Genomic DNA, 20,461 nt, shown 5'->3' with positions numbered 1-20,461 from the left:
CTCAAAACTGGAAGTAAAGGAACGGCGAGAAACTTTGCGCCGAGAGCTTGAGGATCGATGCCACGAACAACAGCAACACCAAGGTGCGCATTGCATAACGTGGCCAGTCGGCGACCCAGAACGCAGGCTGTACCTGAGCGTCGGTGCCGACGGTGTAACCCGGCAGGTGAATGCTGTTCGGCTGGTCGCCAGGGACTGCTTTGATCATGCCCGGTTGAGCGGTTGCGGGACCGTTGGCCTCGGTGCTCTCTTCGCCGGCAGCAGGTTTCGCACCCTTGATCGCGTCGGCTTTAGGTCGGTTGGCGTAGAAGTCACGCAGACCGAAGAACGCCAATGTCATGTACGCCACGATCAGTGTTGCCACTTGCAGGCCGGTGAGGCTGGCGCTGTTGAGTTCCGACAGTTGCCATTCGCTGAAGCTGAACATCGCGCCGTACATCCGTGCGGCAACGTGCAGGTTTTCTGAGCGGAAAATAACCCAGCCCATGATCACCAGGAGGAAGGTCAGTGCCCAACGAATCGGGTTGAAGCTGCGCTGATTGGTGTTCAGGCCCAAGGCCTTTTCGATCGCCAGCCACATGCCGTGCCAGGCGCCCCAGACGATGTAGGTGATGTTCGCACCGTGCCACAGACCACCGAGCAGCATGGTCAGGAACAGGTTGCGGTAGGTGGTCAAGGTGCCGCCACGGTTGCCGCCCAGGGTGATGTACAGATAGTCACGCAGCCAGGTGGACAGGCTGATGTGCCAGCGCCGCCAGAACTCGGTGATCGACTGGCTGATGTACGGCTGCTTGAAGTTCTCCATGAAGCGGAAGCCCATCATCAGACCCAGGCCGATGGCCATGTCGCTGTAGCCGGAGAAGTCGAAATACAGCTGCGCGGTGTACGCCAGCGCACCGAGCCATGCATCCCCGGTGGTGGGGTGCTGCAAGGCGAAGCAATGGTCGGCGACGACCGCCAGGGTGTCGGCGATGAACACCTTCTTGATGAAGCCCTGCATGAAGCGCGTGGCGCCTTCGGAGAACTTGTCCAGGGTGTGCGTGCGGTTATTGAACTGGTCGGCCAGGTCACGGAAGCGCAACACGGGGCCGGCAATCAGGTGCGGAAAGATCGCGACGAACGCAGCAAAGTCGATCAGGTTACGCGTGGCCGGTGTGTCGCCACGGTAAACGTCGATGATGTAGCTGATCGATTCGAAGACGTAGAAGGAGATCCCGATCGGCAACAATACGTGGGTCAGGATGAACGGTTCGAGACCTACCGAGGTCATCATCGCGTTGATGCTGTCCACGCCGAAGTTGGCGTATTTGAAGTAACCAAGGATGCCCAGATCCACCGCCACGCCAAGCAACAGCCAACGCTGTGCCGGTTTGGTGCGCACGCCTGCCGCGCCGACTTTCAGGCCGATCCAGTAGTTCCACAGAGTCACGCCGATGAACAACGCCAGGAAGTCCACTCGCCACCAGGCATAGAACGCGTAGCTGGCAATCAGCAACAGCAAGTTGCGGTAGCGTTGTCCGCTCAAGTAGTACAAGCCGAGGAAGATCGGCAAGAACAAGAACAGAAACACATTGGATGAGAAAACCATCCTTATCCCTCCGTTGGTTCAACAGTCAAGGGCCGAAACCCCCCCAAACCCCCCATCAAAAACAGGGGGTGTATTGCATGAAATTTACTGCCCCTGTAGGAGCTGACTTGTCTGCGACAAGGTCGGTACGACCTTCAAACGGTAGTGAATTCACTCTGTTTGCAAGTCAGCGCCTACGGGTTTCGTGGTGCCTCAGGAGCCAGAACCTTTATTGCCTTTTTCATGCGCCGGATCGAAAACCTTGGTCAGGTCGCCGCCAAGACGGAAGGTCTTGAACGGTTCCATCTTGTGTTTTTGATCCAGTACTTCGGGCTTGCAGGTGTAGAGCGAGCAGAAGGGTTCGAGCCAGGCGAACTTGCTGTCGATCTCGAGATCGGTCATGTCCTGTTTCTCGCCGTTGCGCTGGGTGAAGCTGTCGGCATCCTTGATCCCGCTCAGCACCCGTTCACCCAGACGCTGCAATGCACCGTTGTTTTCCGGGCGTACATCGACACCATTGGCCTGGGCAAAACTGGCAATCATCGCCATCGGTGGCAGGGCGTAGTTGTGATACGCCAGGGCGCGTTGTTTGCGCTTGAGCTCGTTGGGCAGGAAGCCGTCTTTGTCGATCTGATTGGCGCCGACGCGGAACTCCTTCACCGACCAGTCGAACAAATCACGTCGATTGGTCACCACCGACGTCGCCATCACCGACCAGGCAGCCCAGTAGGTGTGGTTGTTGTTCTTGTCCATCGGCAGGTTGTCCCAATCGCTGACCACCTGATCGGCCAGTTTGCTGAACCAGGCTTCGATGATTTGCGCTTGCTCCTGATGCGCGGCCAACGGGTGCGAGTTGGAGAACTTCAGGCGCAGGTACGACGCGGACATGCTGCCCAGTGCCCATTTGCGCATCGACTTGCCGGTGTGGTTAAAGTCTTTGGACTCCAGCGCATCTGCCTTGGCCCAGGTCGTGAGCAGGTTCAAGGCGCAGTCGAGCTGTTCCGGACGACCGTCGCGCATGTACTGCATGACGATTTTGCTGGTGTCACGCTCCAGCTTGGTGATGTCGGCAGTGGCGTCCCGGAAGGCTTTTTCCGAGACCTCGTTCAGGGTCGAACGGGCCTTGTCCGAGCCTTCGTATTTGCTGCGAAACACCAGTTTGTCGGTGTACGGCTTGGGGATCGCATCGCACGTAAATTTGTTGTCACCGGTTTTGACCTTTTCAATACCGGCGAAGTAGCCCTGCGGAGGAACCAGCGCCTGTGCAGCGGACGCGGCATCGGTCGCGGCCAGCAGCGCCACGGCGAGCAGGGTGGGGAGCATCATTTTTCGAGAGTGCATAAAGGCCTCATAACCCGGCTTGCGCGGTATTTTGCGCAGCTCGTGGGAACACGTTGCGTTTGCATATTTTCGCTTCGACTTGCTGAGGTGCAGCGCCCGCTTCCGGGCCCTGTACTTCCACGGCGAGCAATTGCTGGTCAGCCCAGTCCTTGTCGTCGCGCAGTTCAAAGGCGAAACGCCCGTCTGTATCGGATGTTGTCGGTTTTTCGATTTTCAGGTCTTCATGCCGGCCATTCATGTACCAGAGCGTGGCGTGCAAGGTTTTCACCGACGTGTCGGCGAAGCGGATGTCGACCTGATTACTGCCGTTGCGCACATCCTTGATGCCGTTTTTGCCATTGACCAGAAGCTCATTGGCCCCGGTTTTCAGCGTGGCGCTCTGGCTCATGATTGCAGTCTTGCCTTCGCAGCCGTTGTCGAGCAGCGACATCATCTGCCGGTAGATGGTCTCTTGGTCCAGGCGATACAGCGGCGAGAATTCCCAGATCAGGATTTTCGGCGGTTTTTTCTGGAAGTCTTCGCTGCCCAGGTATTGCAGCATTGAGCCTTCCAGGCCACCACCAGGGAAGGCGACGTTAAGAACGTCTGCGCCGATGTACTCTTCAAGGAAACCGGAGAAGTTGTAGTTCTTGCCGCTGTGACTGGTACCGACCAGGGTGATTTCCGGGTTGCCGGAATCGCCGAACAGGTCGCCGTCAGCTGCTTCGCCCTTGGGCTCGGTCACGAACTGATCCATGTACTGGATCGCGTAGGTGTTGCCGCACAACTGCGCGGCCATGTTGTGCAGGGTACCGGTCTTGCCCATGCGGCCAGACTTGTGGCTTTCGAATTCACGCTTGGGAATGTCAGCGAACCCCGGTACCTGCTTGACCTTTTCGGCGACGATTTTTGCCGTGCGCTGAGCACCGTAAGGCGTCCAGTGCTGGTCACCGCGGAAGTAGAAGTCGTGCCCCTGTTCGTCCTTGGTCGAGGGCTCATTGGTCAATGGCGACAGGTCGGGCACCCAGTAACCCATCTGGCTGAAACGGCCGAGCATGGCCTGGTAGTTTTTCAGCGCCGTTTCGTAGTCGTACTTGGCGCGCTCAGCCGGGAACAGCTTGTTACGATCGACCAGACCACGGGTGGGTTGGTACACCACGACCAGCTCGACACCTTTGCTTTTGAAGGCATCGTGCAGCTCTTTCATGCGCCGATAGCCTTCGGGCGAAGTATCGAATTGGGTCCGCAGGTCTTCCTGGGTACGGAACAGCCAGTCACCCTGAGCCTGTACCAGCGTGGTGAAGTTCTGCTGGTAGCGCGTGGTGTAGTTCTTCGCGTCAAGCGCCTGTGGGCAAATGTTGCAGCAAGGCTCGGCGGTGAACGTCGGCGCGTGAGCGTCATCGGCGCGCACGCCGCTCGAGGCTGCGAAGATGGCTGCCGTGAGGCCCGAGAGGCTGAGTAACTTGATCAATTGAGCATGCATAAATAGGTTTCCTCAGTCCCGGAGATCGGTCTGGCGTTCGACCGGGTCGATCAACACGGCTTTCTTCTGGCGCACCAGCAGGTCGAGAATTTCGTCCTGACGTTCACCGAGAATCCCGTTGAAGCTGATCCCGTTGGATTTGGTCGGTGCGAGCATCGACACCCGATACAGCTCGACACTCAATGGCGAGTCGATGGACAGTGGGCCGGAACCGTTGGCGGCGAGTTCGCCACCGACAACGATCAGCGAGACCTTGGTGTCGAAGGGGTCAAGGGCGATGTCACGGTCGGTGTCGCTCAAATCCTTGATGTGCCCGTAGACGCCCATCAGGCCATTGGCCATGGCGATGTTTTCGTACAACCGGATATTCACGCTGTTACGGACACGAATTCCGTGGCGACGGTTGTTGATCACACGGTTGCCCCAGATCAGGTTGTCGCCACTCTCGTACATCGTGATGCCGTCGGAATGGTTCTGAAAAATCTCGTTGTAAGCGATCAGGTTGTTCACGCTGTTACGGTCGATCACCACGCCTGACAGGTTGTTGTCGTAGCTGCGGTTGCCGAAGATGAAGCTGTCGTTGACCTCGCGGGAAATAATGATCCCGTGTTTTTTCTTGGTCCCGTAGACCGTGTTATCGGCAATGATCAGACCGTGTGAGCGGTCATGCGGGTCAATCCCGTAGACGATGTTGTCACGGTAGGTATTGCCCTTGACCACCACGTCACGCGCTTCATAGCAGTAGAAGCCGTACCACATGTCCGAGAACTCGGAACCGATGATCCAGCCGGTCGGTTCCGGGCGTTTCAGGACCTTGGCCATGTTCGGCGTGTACTGGGAAATACTCACGCCATAGGATTTGCTGTTGGCATAACCGAAGCTGGCGATTTTGCTGTTGACGATATAGGTCTCGGTGCCGCCCCAGGACAGCAGGAACGGACGAAACTCATTCGGCTTGCGAAAGGTCGCCGGGCCGTTGTCGGCTTCGCGCCATCCGGTGATTTTGGTGTCCCGGACAAACAGCTGACCATCGTTGATCAAGAACGAACCGGCTTCCTGCGACAAGCGCAGCTCTTGAGTCTTGTTATCGATTTCAAGAATGCCCTTGCGTCCAACGACAATCGGCAATCTGGCCAGGAATACACCGGGCGAGGTTTCGCTGAAGTACTGCTTGGGCAGGCTTTTGCTCAGGTCACGCAAGTTCACGTAACCGTCTTCGATAAAGATCGCCTGGGGGATGCCGTGCTGGCGTGCCACCCATTCGGTCATCTTGTTATCGCCACCGATAAAATCTTTCAGGGCGTCTTCCTGCATCATGCGCTGGACTTTGATCTTGCCCGGTTTGCTGCGCACGATTTTCTTGGCGACGGCTTCGGCGGTATAGCCGGAGATGTCGGGCAGTTTAGGCTTGGCCAGTTCCAGCGGCGCGGTGGGCGGGCTGGTCACGGTGTAGGTCTTGGCCTGCTGCAGGCCTTTGGCCGGAGCAGCAGGGTCGACCGCGGCAAACGCTGCGGCGCTGGCCAGCATCAAGGCGCTGGCCAGCAGGCTGACGGAGCCTCTCATGGGTAGACTGTTCATCGTATCGCTCCCTTGGCGGCTTGCATCAGAAGCGCCAGATGACGTCGATAAAGGCGCGGTGCATATACGAATCCACTTCTTTACCGTAAGCATCGCCAGGTTTGAACACACCGCCACGGAACCGCACCAGTGCCGACGGTTCGTCGATGGACTGGCTCAGTGCCGCGGGCAGCAGGCCCTGTTTGAAGTACTTGGTGACGACCAGGTCCATTTCTTGACCGAGGTCTTTTTTACCGTCCATCAAGGGCAGAGACGTGCTGGACTCAACCGCGCCGTCAGCGTTGTAGGAGTTCTCCACGGCATTGATACCGGTGGTGCCCACGGCTTTGTTGCCGTCGACGCGCCAGAACTTGTGGTAGACCAGGCTGGCGTCGTAGTCGTCGCGCAACATCCAGGAACCGAACAGGGTGCCGGTTTGTACGTTGTTCATGCTGCCGCGGAAGGCCTCGCCGAAACGGTGGACGCGCGAGCGGGTGCCGGTGTAGTTCGAACGGTTGCTTTCCAGGCCGTTCTGTTCGTAGTCGCCGCTGGCGCGGGCATAGGCCGCACCGACTTGCCAGTTAGGGTCCAGACGCAGACGGATCCCCATATCAGTGGCCCAGCCGTCGACGTTGCCGCTGGTTTTTTCGCCCGCAGTACTGACACCGTTCACGGTCGAAGGGTGGATCGAGTCGCGGTCGCCGCTCATCCCGGTCAGGCTGGCCCAGTAATTGATGGTGTTGGTGTTGCGGTAGTTATAGGCATCGCTGTTGGCTTCGACACCCAGCCAGGTCAGGTCGCCATTTTGGGTTTTATCCAGGGAGTCGACTTGATCGAGGCCGGTCTTGAGCTTGCCGTCATCGTGAGTGTGATGAGCGCGCACGCCAGCCCACTGACCAGGTCTCCACTGTGCCGAAATATCGCCAAACAGGTGCAGGCGATCTTTGTCTTTAGGCGACAGTTCGGAGAGGTCGGTGCGGTATTCGCTGAAGCGTTCCGCTGCGCCAAGATTGGCCCGGAGCAACGTGGTGTCGAAGGTCCAGTTCAGGGCTTCGATATTGGCGTCGCGCCACATGCCATCGTCGTTGCGCAGGCGCTGACGGCCCAAGCGCAGCTCCTCGCCAGGGTAAGGGGTCAGACCTTTGTAGCCGATCCAGAACTCACGCAAGGCCAGGTAGCTTTTGTCGGGTTTTCGATCATCGCTGGCGCTGGAACCGTTGCCGGTATCTGACTGTTGCAGGGTGTCGGTTTCGATAATGTCCGTCGAAGTGACTGCCTGGCCCATGGCGTAGGCGCTCCAGTTACCGCGCTCGCCGTAGGCCCATGGACGCAAGTCCAGGCCGACCCCGTTGACATCGCCACCTGAGCGAGTGCCCAGGTCGCGGTCGTCTTCGGATTGGCCGGTGACTTTAACTTCCAGACCGAAGTTCTTGGTCTCGGTCAGTGCTGCTGCCAACGCCGGGGTGGCCGAGAGCAGGGAAAAGCTCAGGCCCAGGCCAGCTGTCATCCAGTGATTCAACTTCATAGAGCTTCCTCGGCGTCTTCTTGTTGCAGAGCATGCAGGGCCAGATTGTTCTGGGCGGACGTGCCACGTACCTGTTGCTCTTGTTGCAACATACGTTGGGCTTCGACGCGCTGTGCAGGCAGCAGTTGGTCATTGATTTGTTGCGCAAGTTCGGTCGCTTCCGGGGTCGGAGCGTCCTGCTTCAGCGCCAGTTGGCTGAACACGTACGCGTTGACCGGGTTAGGCAAGGTGCCCTTACCTTGGGAGAACAGCTGCGCGAGGGCGTAGTCGGCGCTGTTCTGACCGCCGCGAGCGGCTATCAACAGTTGCTCGACGGCCTTTTGCGGGTAGACCTGGCCGAGGTAGCCCCGGCGGTAGATCTGACCCAGGTAGTAGTGCGCGGCAATTTCGCTGCCAGCGGCTTTCTGCAGATGAGCTTCGGCCTGCTTGGCATCGGGCAGGACCCATTTGCCTTCGTAATAGAGCTTGCCCAACAGCAGTTCGGCACGCGGTTGATCCGCTGCGCGACCGTTGTTCAGGTACTCCATCATCTTGTTCACGTCGCCCAGTTCCGGGAAGTCATAGAGCAACTTCGCCAGGGTGACCCAGGAAACCGGATAGCCCGGTGCGACTTTTTCCAGCAGTTGCTGAGCTGTTTTTTCATCAGGCTTGCCGAGCTCAGAGTCGCTCAATACACGCGCTACACCGTCAACCCGTTGTGCTGAAACCTTGCCGAGCGCGTAAGCGCTTTGCAGTTGGGCAATCAGAGCAGCCTGTTGATCCACTTGCGCGCGTTTCTGGTAAACGGTGGCCAGTTCGACGTAGCAGATGTCGGTGACGAGCAGGGCTTTCTTGCAGATGCTTTCGATTTCATCCAGATGCTGATCGTAGGTGTTCTGCGTGCGATAGAGCAGCACCTGGGCCAGGCCCGCTTCCGGGTAGCCGGCGGCGCGCCATTGCTCGATCTGCCGTTGCGCGTTGACCTTCGGGAAGGTCTGCGGGTATTGCAGGTACAGCATCGCCAGCGGAATCAATGTGCCGCCTTCGCCATTGGCAAAGGCCTTTTTCAGCAGGACCTCGGCTTCATGGTGTTCGGCTTCCGTGGCGTCTGGCCGTGCAACCAGCAAGCGACCCAACCGGGCCTGAGCCCGGGGCGAGGTGTCGGCGGCGGCGCGGTAAGTGGCTTCAGCTTGTTTGAGCTGGGCGGGGTCACGGGTTTCGACCTGAATATCCGCCAGGCCGACCTGTGCATCGCTATAACCCAGGTCCGCCAGTTGCCGATAGTTCTGCTGTGCCATCGCGGTGTCGCCGCGTTTGAGGGCTTCGTTGGCCAAGCGCTGATCGGGCAGGCCAGCGCAACCGCTAAGGCCGATCGCCACGGCGAGGCCCAGCAGGGTAGGGGTCGACAGCTTTCGTAGTGGGCTAGCCATATTTAGAGACCCGCGGCCATGGCTTTGTCGATCAGCCAGTTCAATGAAGGACCACGGTCGCTGGTGACTTCCACCGGACGACCGGACAGGCTGCTGCTCAGGGATTCGTCAGGCTTGATCTGCACGCGAATGTCGGTAGACAGTTCGGTGTTGCTGTTGTTGACGCTGCTGACGATCTTGCCGCGGCGGATCGTATCTTCGCCCGCAACCTGGAAGTTCACTGGGGTGCCAGGGCGTACGTCGGCGAACTGGCGATAGCTGAAGCGGGCTTCGACAGTGGCTTCGGTGTTGCGTGGGACCAGTTGGAAGATCACTGCGCCTTTACCGGCGAACTGACCATCAGCGACCAGTTGTTTGGCGATGATGCAGTCGCACGGGCTGGTCAGGGTGCCGCTCAATTGCCGGGCGAACAGGTCTTCGACCTTGGCCGGTTGCAGTTGCGCGTCATCCAGGTGGTCTTTGAGCATTTCCAGCATGCTGGTGCTGAACGAGGCCAGCGGTGCACCTTTGGCGACCACGCCATCAGTACCGGCCAGGCTTTGCACGGTCCCTTCGCGAGGCATGGTCACGTCCATGCTCGGCACGCTGACCACGCCGGCTGTTGCATGGCTGACGAAGTACAGGCCATAAACCGATTTGAAGATAAAGCCGAACGCGACCAGGCCGACGATGAAGATCCCCAGGCTGAAGGTCACGGCGCGCAGGCGGCCGAAGAACGTCATGCCGCTGCCGCCGTCCTTGACCTTGCGTGCCTTGGTGAAATTGTCGCGCTGCAAGGTGGCGAGTACTTCGCCCATGGTCACGATGTCACCGCTCAAGTGCGAGGTGATCAGGTGGCGCAGGGTGGCGATGTCTTGCTGTTCCAGGTTCTGGAACTGGCAGCCGGCACGGCCGGTACGAGCATCAAAGGAGCGAACCTGCAGTTCAACGTCCATGGCCAGGCCAAGGTTATCGATGACGAATTGCAGACGGCCTTTCTGTACTTCGCCGATTTTCAGGGGCTGCCGACCGGCGTTGAAGCACAGGCCGCCGGCAGACAGGTCTTCGACCTGGGCGATATGGGCGGTACCGTCGCTGCCGAAGAAGCGCAGTTTGGCCGGTATTTTGACCCGAGCGTGCTGGCGCTGAGCTTCAGATTCATGCACTACATTCACATTCACGGCGGTATTCATGGCGGTAATTCCTACTTAATCAATTGATCCATTGGCCCGGTGGTCAGACCATCGTCAGCAGCACGGCGACAAACACGCTGCCTGCGGAGAAGGTCATGGTCCGAGACGACCAGGTGTTGAACCAACGTTGGAAGCTGGCCAGGTCGCGAGTGAGTTTGGTGTCCTGGCGAGTCCAGGACTGTTGATCGAGGCGGAAGAAAACGTAGATTTTCACCAGCGCACCGACGATCTGGTTGTAATAGAGAATCACGGGGTAAGCGGGGCCGATGGTGTGTCCGGTGCAGGACAGCAACAGCGTCAGGATGAGGCGGGTGATACCGATCCACAGCAGGTACATCAGGATGAACGTCATGCCGTATTTGAAGCTGGCGATCAGGGCGACAGTCAGCCCCAGAATCGAGGTCCACATCGACACGCGTTGATCGAACAGCACCACGCTGGTGAACAACCCCAGGCGCCTTACACCCAGACCCAGCGCGCGGGAGTTCTGCCGCAGGTTGTTGCCGTACCAGCGGAACATCAGTTTGCGGCTGGCCTTGATGAAGCTCTTTTCCGGCGGATGTTCAACGGTGTTGATCGAGGCGTCCGGCACGTAGAACGTGTCGTAACCCAAGCGCATCAGGCTGAACCAGCTGGACTTGTCATCGCCGGTCAGGAACTTGAAGGTGCCCAGACGCCAATGATGCAGGGAGTCGCTTTCGACGTCGGCAATGAATTCCGGGTCGGTAACCACTTCTGCGCGGAACACAGACATCCGGCCGGTCATGGTCAGCACGCGCTTGGACAGGGCCATGGAACACATGTTGAGGTGACGCTGGGCGAAGCGCAGCTTGTGCCACTCGCTCATGATGTAGCCGCCACGGACTTCGCAGAACTCATTGGTGGTCAAGCCGCCAACGTTGCCGAACAACTGGAACCAAGGCACGGTCTTGCGCACGACACCCGGGCTGAGCACGGTGTCGCCATCAATCACCGCAACCACGGCGCGGGCATCGGGCATGTGTCGGGAAATGGCGCGGAAGCCAAAGGCCAGGCCGTCACGTTTACCGGTACCTGCGATGCGCACGAAGTCCAGCTTGACCCGCTCAGGTGGATTGAGTCTGGCCCACATGCTCTTGACCAGCAGCTCGTCGGACATCTCTACCAGGGAGCAGACAATCGTTGTCGGGTAGCCGCATTCAATGGCTTCGCGAATCACCGAGCTGTACACCTGGGCGGTGGTCAGGGCATCGATTCGAAAACTGGTGACCATCAGAAACACATGGGATGGATCTGCCGCGCTGCCGAGCTTGCGCACTTTGCGGCGCAGGTGCGGATAGACCACGTACAGAAACAGCATGCCGCGCAGAAAGTGCGTGGCGCCCATGGAGTAGCGCCAGATGCCGACAGCGCCAATCAGGAACAGAAAGTTCTTCGACTGAGAGTCGAAGATACTGGTAGGCAGCGCCAGAGCGAGGCCCATTAATATACTGAGATAAAACAGCCAACCTGCGGCCTGAAGTAGGCCGTGCTTTAGCCTGTGCATAATCTGCATCCGTCTCGATATCGGGCGAACCTTTTGGGTTGGCCCGAATGGGTTAAGGCAGGCATGTGTAGCTGATGCCCGTCAGTTAAGGTGATGGGTACGTGTGGGAGCGGATTCGCTCCCACAGACCTTGACTGACGCTGTCAGGGCAGCTGGATTACCAGCAGATACCTTCGGTCCGGCCACTTGTGCTTGTGGCGTTGGACATGAAACCAACCAGGTCGATAACCTGTTTGCCGGCCGGGGCTTTGTCTGCCAAGGCGCGGAACTTCTCGTCACGGTTGCCGAGAATGATCACGTCGGAGTTGTTGATCACTGCTTCAAAGTCCGAGTTGAGCAAGGACGAGACGTGAGGGATCTTCGACTCGATGTATTCCTTGTTCGCGCCGTGCATGCGGGCATATTCGACGTTGGTGTCGTAGATGCTCAGGTCGTAGCCTTTGCCGATCAGCATTTCTGCCAGGTCCACCAGCGGGCTTTCGCGCAGGTCATCGGTGCCAGCCTTGAAGCTGAGGCCGAGCAGGGCGACTTTGCGTTTGTCATGGCTGGTGATGATGTCGAACGCGTTTTGCACTTGCGAAACGTTGCTGCGCATCAGCGAGTTGAGCAGCGGCGCATCAACGTCCAGCGAGCCGGCACGGTAGGTCAGGGCGCGAACATCTTTGGGCAGGCAAGAGCCGCCGAAAGCGAAGCCTGGACGCATGTAGTACTGGGACAGGTTGAGTGTTTTGTCCTGGCAGACCACGTCCATCACTTCACGACCATCGACGCCCACCGCTTTAGCGATGTTGCCGATCTCGTTGGCGAAGGTGACCTTGGTTGCATGCCAGACGTTGCAGGTGTACTTGATCATCTCGGCGACAGCGATGTCCTTGCGGATGATCGGTGCGTCGAGCTCTTCGTACAGCGCTTGCAACACGTCACCGGAGGCTTTGTCGAACTCGCCGATCACGGTCATCGGTGGCAGATCGTAATCCTTGATCGCGGTGCTTTCACGCAGGAACTCAGGGTTGACCGCGACACCAAAGTCAACACCGGCTTTCTTGCCGGAGCAGTCTTCGAGGATCGGAATCACCACGTTGGCGACAGTGCCCGGCAACACGGTACTGCGCACGACGATGGTATGACGGGTGGTCTTGTCACGCAGGACAAAGCCAATTTCCCGGCAGACGGATTCGATGTAATCGAGTTCCAGATCGCCGTTCTTTTTGCTGGGCGTGCCCACGCAAATCATCGACAAATCAGTGTCGCGAATAGCGGCAGAGAAGTCCGTGGTGCCACGCAGTTTCCCGGTTTTGATGCCTTGCGCCAGAAGCTCTTCCAGGCCCGGTTCAACGATAGGCGATTTGCCATTGTTGATCAGGTCAATCTTGGCGCTCGAGATGTCTACACCCACTACATCATGACCACGTGCAGACAGGCAACCGGCACATACTGCACCGACATAGCCCAAACCAAAGATGCTGATACGCATCGTATTCTCCTTGTTTATTCACGCCATAAGTTGGCTGGATATTGAGGTTGACCAGCAATAATCATCCGCCCAGCAGTGCGACGGTTAGACGTCACATACCGGGCGTAGGCATAGTTAAGTTGTGAGGGCCTAATAAGGGGCGCACTCAATGACGCTGATAAGGGCTGCACTTGGCCTATTGTCAGGCTCTGGCCCATGGGGCTTGGCGAAGCACTCTAGGACGCGTTGCCGGCAAGCGCGGAGCGCACAGGCCTTGGTTCTGGGCCTTGATGTGCGTTACCTGACAATTGCCACAAGCACTAGGACGGTGCTTTACCTGATCTTATTCAGACACAGGGTATTGCGTGATCTCCTGGGCTAACTCATCGACCCTGCGGTCGAACTTCATAGAGGGTAACTTCCCGGACCTTCTCGTCACCGTGTAAGTCATCGCTTACAATGTTGGCGAGAATTGTTACGATGGGTAAGAGCCTCTAATTTTGATATTAGTTCCGGGCCGCCGATCTTCTTTTCAAAACTAAGCCATTTAAAGTTTTCAGAAACCGTACTTGCATATTAGTGGCACTTACGGACGAGGCCTTAATAAATAGGGAGTTGCGGGCAGGAGATAGTTATAGGCCACTACCTGAAAGGGGGGCGTCGCGGAGTGAAAAAAAAGCTGTAATTTTTTTGAGAATTTCAGATTTCAAATTTACAAGGCGTTTTGTTGGCGTCAATAAACCGTCTAAAAGTGCATATCAATCGGGTGTGGAAAGTGACGACGTGCACGCTTTCGAATGAGCCGTGCACCTCACACTGCATTTATTGGTCGGCTGTCTCCCGGAGAAAAACCAGGGTGTCCGCTTTCGAATGCGCCGGGCTGTAACAATAGCCGTGCTCGTCGAACTGTTTTAGTGCGTCGGGATTGTTTATGCGTTCTTTGATCACAAAGCGGCTCATCATTCCCCGGGCTTTCTTCGCGTAGAAACTGATGATTTTGTACTGACCGTTCTTCCAGTCGCGGAACTCGGTATTGATGATCCGCGCATTGAGGGTAGAGCGCTTCACTGCCGAAAAGTACTCATTGGAGGCCAGGTTCAGCAACACGTCATCGCCTTGGTCGGCCAGCGCCTGGTTCAGCCACTCACTGATGTGCGTGCCCCAGAACGCATAGAGGTCTTTGCCGCGGTCGTTGCTCAGTTTGGTGCCCATCTCCAGCCGGTAAGGCTGCATCAGGTCCAGCGGGCGCAACAGGCCATAAAGGCCGGAGAGCATGCGCAGATGGTCCTGGGCATAGGTGAAGTCGGCGTCGGTGAAATTTTCGGCTTGTAACCCGGTGTAGACATCACCCTTGAACGCCAGCAGCGCCTGCTTGGCGTTCGCCGGGGTGAAAGCCGGTGTCCAGCTACCGAAACGTGCTGCATTGAGCCCCGAGAGCTTGTCCGACAGGTGCATCAGTTCGCCGATCTGCACGGGGGTCAATTCACGCAGTTGAACCATCAGTTCCTGAGAGTGATCCAGGTACTGCGGCAGCGTGAAGCGTGCGGTCGTCGGCGGGGTTTCGAAATCGAGGGTTTTGGCTGGGGAAATCACCATCAGCATAAAATCGTCTCCTTTGATCGTGGCGCGATTCTAGGGGGTGAGAGGTGTGGACTCCAGCTATAGTGCGTCGCGGGGATTTTCTGGGGATTTGATTGTGCGCATTGTTTTATTCATCTCGGTCTGCCTGTTCTGCTTCAACGCTCAGGCCGCCGGGCCTGCTGTGCCCGCCATGCTGGATCGCAGCGTATGGCCTGAGCATTTGACCACGCCGGTCTTGTTCGATGTCGCCTCGCGCGCCGAGATACTGGCCTTTGCCCATGCCTTGCTGGCCAGCGAAAGCCAGGATGAAACGGGCCTTAAAGCGCGTCTGGGGCTGAAGAAAATCAACATGGTTTCGCTGAATTTGATCCGCCAGCGTCTGTGGGCGCGCTTGTTGGAGAATTACCAGTTTGCGCAACAGAGCTGCGAGCAGGACGCCTCTTTCTGCGTGCTGGTCGAGGACATGGAGATGCTGCGCGAGCGGGCCGAAAATTTTCAGGTCGCCGACGATTCGTTCTATGCGGCCTGGGCGGCACCGAGCCGGGCCTTTCACGAGCGTTACCTGAACGAGCTGCTGCGCATGGCGGCCTTGTTCCCGCTGGTCAGCAGCGAAATCGAACGTTACAACTCGGACGAACTCACGGGCGATGAACTCAACGACCGCGCATTTCTGCTCACCTTCGACAGTGGCCCGACAGTCGTTGGTGGCACCACGGATTGGTTGACCGAGTACCTGCGCCAGCAAAAGCTCAATGCTGCTTTCTTCGTACTGGGCAAAAACATGCAAATGCGCCTGGAAAAAAGCGCCGTGCCCGAAGTGCAGGGGCTTTATAAGCAGCAATGCGTGGGCTTGCAGGGCTGGGAATACCGTTCACACAGCCAGTGGCTCGACTGGCAGAACTCGGTTCAGCGCAGTGCCGTGCTGTTGCAGCAGGTGTTACCCGACAACTACCTGCCGCTGTTCCGTCCCCCATATGGCCACCGTCGGGCCGACAGCGCCGAATATTTCCGCGCCCAGGGTCTGAAGGTTTCGTTGTGGAATATCGATTCTCAGGACTGGAACCGAAATATTTCCGCCCAACAGGCCAGCGAGCGGGTCTTGACCCTGATGCTGCTGTGGCGACGCGGGGTCATTGTATTTCATGACATCCACAATAAAGTCGAGACGGCCTTGCCCTGGCTGATCGCCAACACGGCACAAAGTGGACTTCAATGGCAGGATTGTCACGACTACCCCTGAAAGGCCCGTGGGGCAAGGCCATGCAGGCATTTTAAGGGCGGGAAGAGGTGGATTTTTTCGACAATTCGGGTCAGGCGGACTTCTGACTTTAACGGTGCTTTGCGGTCTCGCCAAGCGCTATTCGTCATGCTGAAAAATAAACTTCAAAAAAACGTCAAAGTGCTTTTTTCTGTCATGAGTTTTGCGGTATTACCAATACAGACCGCCGAAACCTGCAACACAGGTGGCGTCATCCCAGACCCATCTTGAGCATTTTCTCCTCTGCCTGAAGAGGAGAGCTACGGCGGCCTTTCCGTGGCGCAGAACTGTTGTTGTATTGCGTTGCTTGGCTTCTAAAAAGGTGAGCGAGTATGGATGATCACGGACGCACCCCTTCTTCTAACCAGCCAATCCTTTACGTGCTCGATACCAACGTATTGATCCATGATCCAAACGCACTGCTGAATTTCGAAGAACACCACGTCACTATCCCCATGACCGTCCTTGAAGAGCTGGACAAGCTCAAGGCCGGCAAGCATTCGGTCGCTGCCGAGTGCCGCCAGGCGATTCGTTTGATCGACAAGACACTGGGCAACGCGACGCCGGAGGAAGTTGAACAGGGCGTACCGATCGACCGTGGCACAGGCATCTGCAAAGGCTTCCTTTCGATCCTGATGAACAAGCGGGCCGAGCCCAACAGCTTGTTGCCCGAGCACCTGAACGACAACATCATCATTAACCAATTGATCGACCTGCACGTGCGCAACAAGGATTTGCCTGTCGTGCTGGTGACCAAAGACATCAACATGCGCCTCAAGGCGCGGGCGTGTGGGATCGCCGCAGAGGATTACAGCACCGACCAACTGGTCGACGACGTGTCCATGCTGTCGCGTGGCTACCACAACATGACCGGCTCCTTCTGGGACCGTGTCAGCAAGGTCGAAACTCGCCAGGATCACGGCCGCACATGGCATCGCGTGCAGCTCATCGACAACCTGCCGGCGGTGCACATCAATGAGTTCATCATCGATGCGCAAGGTTTTGTCGGCTGGATCAAAGGTATCCAGGCCGACGAACTGCTGATTCTCGACATGCATCAGGAGCCCTTGTTGCACCAGGAAGCCTGGGGCCTGAAGCCACGGGACATCTACCAAGGCCTGGCGTTGTTTGCCTTGCTTGATCCGGACATCCATCTGGTCAATCTGTCGGGCGCAGCCGGTTCGGGTAAAACCATTCTCGCCTTGGCGGCAGCCATCGAGCAGACCATGGTCAGCAAGCGCTATCGGCGCATTATCGCTACCCGTAGCGTGCAAGGGCTGGATCAGGAGATTGGCTTCCTGCCCGGCACCGAAGCAGAAAAAATGGAGCCGTGGCTCGGCGCCATCACCGATAACCTTGAAGCGCTGCACATGGATGACGAAAACACCCATGGCAGTGTCGACTACATCCTCAGCAAAGTGCCGTTGCAGTTCAAATCCCTCAACTACATCCGTGGACGCAGTTTCCAGCAAAGCCTGATCCTGATCGACGAATGCCAGAACCTCACACCGCACCAGATGAAAACCATCATCACCCGTGCTGGTTCCGGTTCCAAAGTGGTCTGCCTGGGTAACCTGGCGCAAATCGACACCCCGTACCTGTCGGCCACCAGTTCTGGCCTTACTTACCTGACGGAGCGTTTCAAGGACTTCCCTAATGGTGTGCACATCACCCTGCAAGGGGTGCCACGTTCGATCCTCGCCGAGTATGCGGAGAGCCATTTGTAGCGCTTGACCAACTGGGCGGCCGTTACGGCCGTCCATTTCCACCCCGCTTCGTTCAAATGCTATTCGCTAAGAATCTGCGGACCCAGATCCAAGCTTAGAAAGCCGGCCATAAATTATAAAAAGATGGACACTCCCATCCTGCCTATCAAAAATAAAAGTAAAATTAAAAAGAATATCCGAATAAAGCCACTTCCATAACGCAATGCCAAAAAAACGCCAGTGAGGGAGCCTGCAATATTACATGCGCCAACCACTCCACCTATCGTCCATAAAACATTACCTGATGGGATAAAAAACATTAGCGCCGCGCTAAACGTTCCAAAATTAACTAGTTTTGCTGAAGCTGAAGCATTTAAAAAGTCGAAACCAAAATATTTAACAAAAATAAAAAGCAGGAAGCTGCCACTGCCCGGTCCAAAAACCCCATCATAAAACCCAATCAATCCTCCAAAAAAAATCCCCAACAGGACTTCTTTCTTTCCGCATTGAATATGAGAATGGACCCGGCCTAAATCTTTTTTTGCAAAGGTATAAATAGCCATCACTATCAGAATAAAAAAAACAATATACTCCATGAGCTCTTTGGGCACGAGCGAAACAGAAATAGCACCAAAAAATGCGAATACAAATGCTGAGATCATAGTGGGAAGCATAAGTTTCCATACGATTTTTATTCTTTTTATATAAGTGAAAATAGATGAAGCATTGCCCGCCAAAACAGCCAGTTTATTGGTTCCAAAAATAGTAGCCAAACTGTATTGGGGCAAAGCATGTAAGAGTGCTGGCAATTGTACAAGCCCCCCTCCACCAACGGCTGCATCAATTAAGCCACCGCAAAAAGCAAAAAAACCTATTGCAACAAGAGCGTGTTCAAAATTCATATGCTGTCCAACCAAGGGTCGAGCTCTTGACGAATCATCATGACATCCTCGTCACTTTATTTATGCGTGGCCAAATAACATGTCGCCCTTGATACCCCGACCCACTTGCCGTTGCGGAAGTTTATCGGAATACCCTAAGGCGTCATTGCGCTAGCTTCCGTTTCAACGGGCATGGCATGATTTAGATATTTAACAATAACGCCGAGCAGATTGACTATATAAAATACTCAAGACAAATATTTCAGAACCGTCAATTCATCAACGTCAAAACTCCATGCAAAGAATTGAAAGCTCTCCCGACACGATTAAACTATACTCGCGTCCATTCCAGAGTTCTGAAGCGATAGAGACCATCATGGCGTCCATGATAGATTGTTTGTGCTCAACGGAGTTCATGGCGGACTTGTGCTCCGCAACACCAGCTTCGTAGAGAAATTCAGAAACTCGTTACACTCATTAACGTTGTATTGATTCTCTACCCAGTCGGGCGCACCAAAAGATACTGTCGTGTGGCAGTACATGCCATCATGTCCTGATTGCGACCTCATGCACGTGTGCATCTCGTGACTTCATGCTTTGAGAGTAATGTTTACATATTTTCTGTCAATAAAATTATTGTATGATATCTCCTACAGCTCAATCTTTATTGTCAGTGAGAAAATTCTGATATTTTATTTTTTCTTCTTTTTCAGCGATTTATATTCGTCGAATAACGCACTCGTATAGTAGAGAGTCGAGTTTAATCAAGGGTCGGTAATGTTTTGTAATGGGTAATGCTGATTTGGAACTGTGGAGTCGCAGCGTTTCGGCGTCGGAACAATCGACACAATTGAGTTTGCAGACGCAGTTTCCAGCAAAGCCTGATCCTGATCGACGAATGCCAAAACCTCACACCGCATCAGATGAAAACCATCATCATCCGTGCTGGTTCCGGTTCCAAAGTGGTCTGCCTGGGTAACCTGGCGCAAATCGACACCCCGTACCTGTCGGCCACCAGTTCTGGCCTCACTTACCTGACGGAGCGTTTCAAGGACTTCCCTAATGGTGTGCACATCACCCTGCAAGGGGTGCCACGTTCGATCCTCGCCGAGTATGCGGAGAGCCATTTGTAACTCTCTCGCTGAGGATCTGTGGAAGCAGGCTTGCCTGCGAATGGGGATGCACAGTGTGTCAGGCCGGCCCTCTTCGCAGGCAAGCCTGCTCCTACAGTTATGAGTAAGGCCCACAATTTGAGGTTTAGGTTTACAATCGCCACTCCTGCTCAGGAGTAAGGCTGTGCTAACTCATCTCGATTCCCAAGGTCGCGCCAATATGGTCGACGTCACCGACAAAAACGTGACGTTCCGTGAGGCTGTGGCCCAAGCGTTTGTGCGTATGCGCCCTGAAACCCTGCAAATGATTGTCAGTGGTGGCCACCCCAAAGGGGATGTGTTCGCCGTGGCGCGTATTGCCGGCATTCAAGCGGCAAAGAAAACCTCGGATTTGATCCCGCTGTGTCATCCGTTACTGCTGACCGGCGTCAAGGTCGAGTTGAGCGCGGACGGTGAAGACGCGGTGCGCATCGTCGCCCGCTGCAAGCTGTCCGGGCAGACCGGCGTGGAAATGGAAGCGCTGACGGCGGCGAGTGTCGCTGCGCTGACTATCTATGACATGTGCAAGGCAGTGGATCGCGGCATGATCATCGAAAACGTGCGCCTGCTGGAAAAGCTCGGCGGCAAGAGTGGTCACTTCATTGCTGAAGAGCCGGCGGGCGCGCAATGACCTTTAAAGTGCTGTATTTCGCTCGTTATCGCGAGGCCTTGGGGCTGGATACTGAAACGGTAGACGGCGAGTTCGCCACTCTCGACGCTCTGCGCGCGCATCTGGCACTGCGTGGTGGTGTGTGGCAGGTGTTGGCCGAACAAAACCTGATGTGCGCCCGCAACGAGGAGCTGTGTCAGCTCGACGAGCCGCTGGTATCAGGCGATGAAGTGGCGTTCTTCCCTACCGTGACCGGAGGCTGA

15 protein-coding genes and 1 pseudogene are annotated in these 20,461 nt (G+C 56.3%); 5 read left to right on the top strand and 11 right to left on the bottom strand.

Annotated features, from left to right (window positions below):
- Position 1: 1 nt before the first annotated feature.
- The 10 genes from AC1MEA_RS02480 to yaaA form a co-directional block, all read right to left on the bottom strand.
- The gene (locus AC1MEA_RS02480; protein WP_449633068.1) at positions 2-1,588 is read right to left on the bottom strand and encodes an MBOAT family O-acyltransferase; all 1,587 of its coding nucleotides are present in this window, start codon (positions 1,586-1,588) and stop codon (positions 2-4) included.
- Positions 1,589-1,780: 192 nt separating this feature from the next.
- Positions 1,781-2,908 carry a mannuronate-specific alginate lyase gene (locus tag AC1MEA_RS02475; protein WP_219060906.1) on the bottom strand — a complete coding sequence of 376 codons (1,128 nt, stop codon included), beginning with the start codon at positions 2,906-2,908 and terminating at the stop codon, positions 1,781-1,783.
- A 7-nt stretch (positions 2,909-2,915) separates the two neighbouring features.
- Positions 2,916-4,370, bottom strand: coding sequence for an alginate O-acetyltransferase (locus AC1MEA_RS02470; RefSeq protein ID WP_449633067.1), 1,455 nt, complete (start codon positions 4,368-4,370; stop codon positions 2,916-2,918).
- Positions 4,371-4,382: 12 nt separating this feature from the next.
- Entirely contained in the window at positions 4,383-5,948 is a 1,566-nt protein-coding gene (algG, locus tag AC1MEA_RS02465) for a mannuronan 5-epimerase AlgG (RefSeq protein WP_480916564.1), read from the bottom strand.
- Positions 5,949-5,973: 25 nt separating this feature from the next.
- Positions 5,974-7,452 carry an alginate export family protein gene (locus AC1MEA_RS02460; RefSeq protein WP_219060909.1) on the bottom strand — a complete coding sequence of 493 codons (1,479 nt, stop codon included), beginning with the start codon at positions 7,450-7,452 and terminating at the stop codon, positions 5,974-5,976.
- Positions 7,449-8,861 (bottom strand): alginate biosynthesis TPR repeat lipoprotein AlgK, encoded by a 1,413-nt coding sequence (gene algK, locus AC1MEA_RS02455; RefSeq protein WP_449633065.1) that lies wholly within the window; start codon positions 8,859-8,861, stop codon positions 7,449-7,451. The genes AC1MEA_RS02460 and algK overlap by 4 nt, the downstream gene beginning before the upstream one ends.
- Before the next feature lie 2 nt (positions 8,862-8,863).
- Positions 8,864-10,033 (bottom strand): alginate biosynthesis protein Alg44, encoded by a 1,170-nt coding sequence (locus AC1MEA_RS02450; protein ID WP_219060911.1) that lies wholly within the window; start codon positions 10,031-10,033, stop codon positions 8,864-8,866.
- Positions 10,034-10,076: 43 nt separating this feature from the next.
- Complete coding sequence (gene alg8, locus AC1MEA_RS02445) at positions 10,077-11,558, bottom strand: mannuronan synthase (protein WP_374028606.1); 1,482 nt, start codon at positions 11,556-11,558, stop codon at positions 10,077-10,079.
- Between the two features lie 157 nt (positions 11,559-11,715).
- Positions 11,716-13,032, bottom strand: a complete 1,317-nt coding sequence (locus AC1MEA_RS02440; RefSeq protein ID WP_219060912.1) for a nucleotide sugar dehydrogenase — start codon at positions 13,030-13,032, stop codon at positions 11,716-11,718.
- Between the two features lie 801 nt (positions 13,033-13,833).
- The gene (gene yaaA, locus AC1MEA_RS02435) at positions 13,834-14,613 is read right to left on the bottom strand and encodes a peroxide stress protein YaaA (protein ID WP_219060913.1); all 780 of its coding nucleotides are present in this window, start codon (positions 14,611-14,613) and stop codon (positions 13,834-13,836) included.
- Between the two features lie 94 nt (positions 14,614-14,707).
- Here yaaA and AC1MEA_RS02430 point away from each other — a divergent pair, with 94 nt between their 5' ends.
- Both AC1MEA_RS02430 and AC1MEA_RS02425 read left to right on the top strand, forming a co-directional pair.
- Positions 14,708-15,832, top strand: coding sequence for a polysaccharide deacetylase family protein (locus AC1MEA_RS02430; protein ID WP_480916562.1), 1,125 nt, complete (start codon positions 14,708-14,710; stop codon positions 15,830-15,832).
- Between the two features lie 350 nt (positions 15,833-16,182).
- A complete protein-coding gene (locus AC1MEA_RS02425) occupies positions 16,183-17,577 on the top strand; it encodes a PhoH family protein (RefSeq protein ID WP_219060915.1) in 1,395 nt (464 codons plus the stop codon).
- A 113-nt stretch (positions 17,578-17,690) separates the two neighbouring features.
- Here the strand turns inward: AC1MEA_RS02425 and AC1MEA_RS02420 are convergent, their stop codons facing one another.
- The gene (locus AC1MEA_RS02420; protein WP_480916560.1) at positions 17,691-18,458 is read right to left on the bottom strand and encodes a sulfite exporter TauE/SafE family protein; all 768 of its coding nucleotides are present in this window, start codon (positions 18,456-18,458) and stop codon (positions 17,691-17,693) included.
- Between the two features lie 842 nt (positions 18,459-19,300).
- Here AC1MEA_RS02420 and AC1MEA_RS02415 point away from each other — a divergent pair.
- The 3 genes and pseudogenes from AC1MEA_RS02415 to AC1MEA_RS02405 all read left to right on the top strand — a co-directional run.
- Positions 19,301-19,570: pseudogene (locus tag AC1MEA_RS02415) on the top strand (PhoH family protein); the annotation flags it as partial.
- A 163-nt stretch (positions 19,571-19,733) separates the two neighbouring features.
- Entirely contained in the window at positions 19,734-20,219 is a 486-nt protein-coding gene (gene moaC / locus AC1MEA_RS02410) for a cyclic pyranopterin monophosphate synthase MoaC (RefSeq protein ID WP_219060916.1), read from the top strand.
- Positions 20,216-20,461, top strand: coding sequence for a MoaD/ThiS family protein (locus AC1MEA_RS02405; RefSeq protein WP_449633059.1), 246 nt, complete (start codon positions 20,216-20,218; stop codon positions 20,459-20,461). The genes moaC and AC1MEA_RS02405 overlap by 4 nt, the downstream gene beginning before the upstream one ends.

This window comes from Pseudomonas sp. ASL8, from assembly GCF_056680355.1.
The sequence above is the reverse complement of the archived record's forward strand: the minus strand, read 5'-3'. Positions and strand labels throughout refer to the sequence as shown.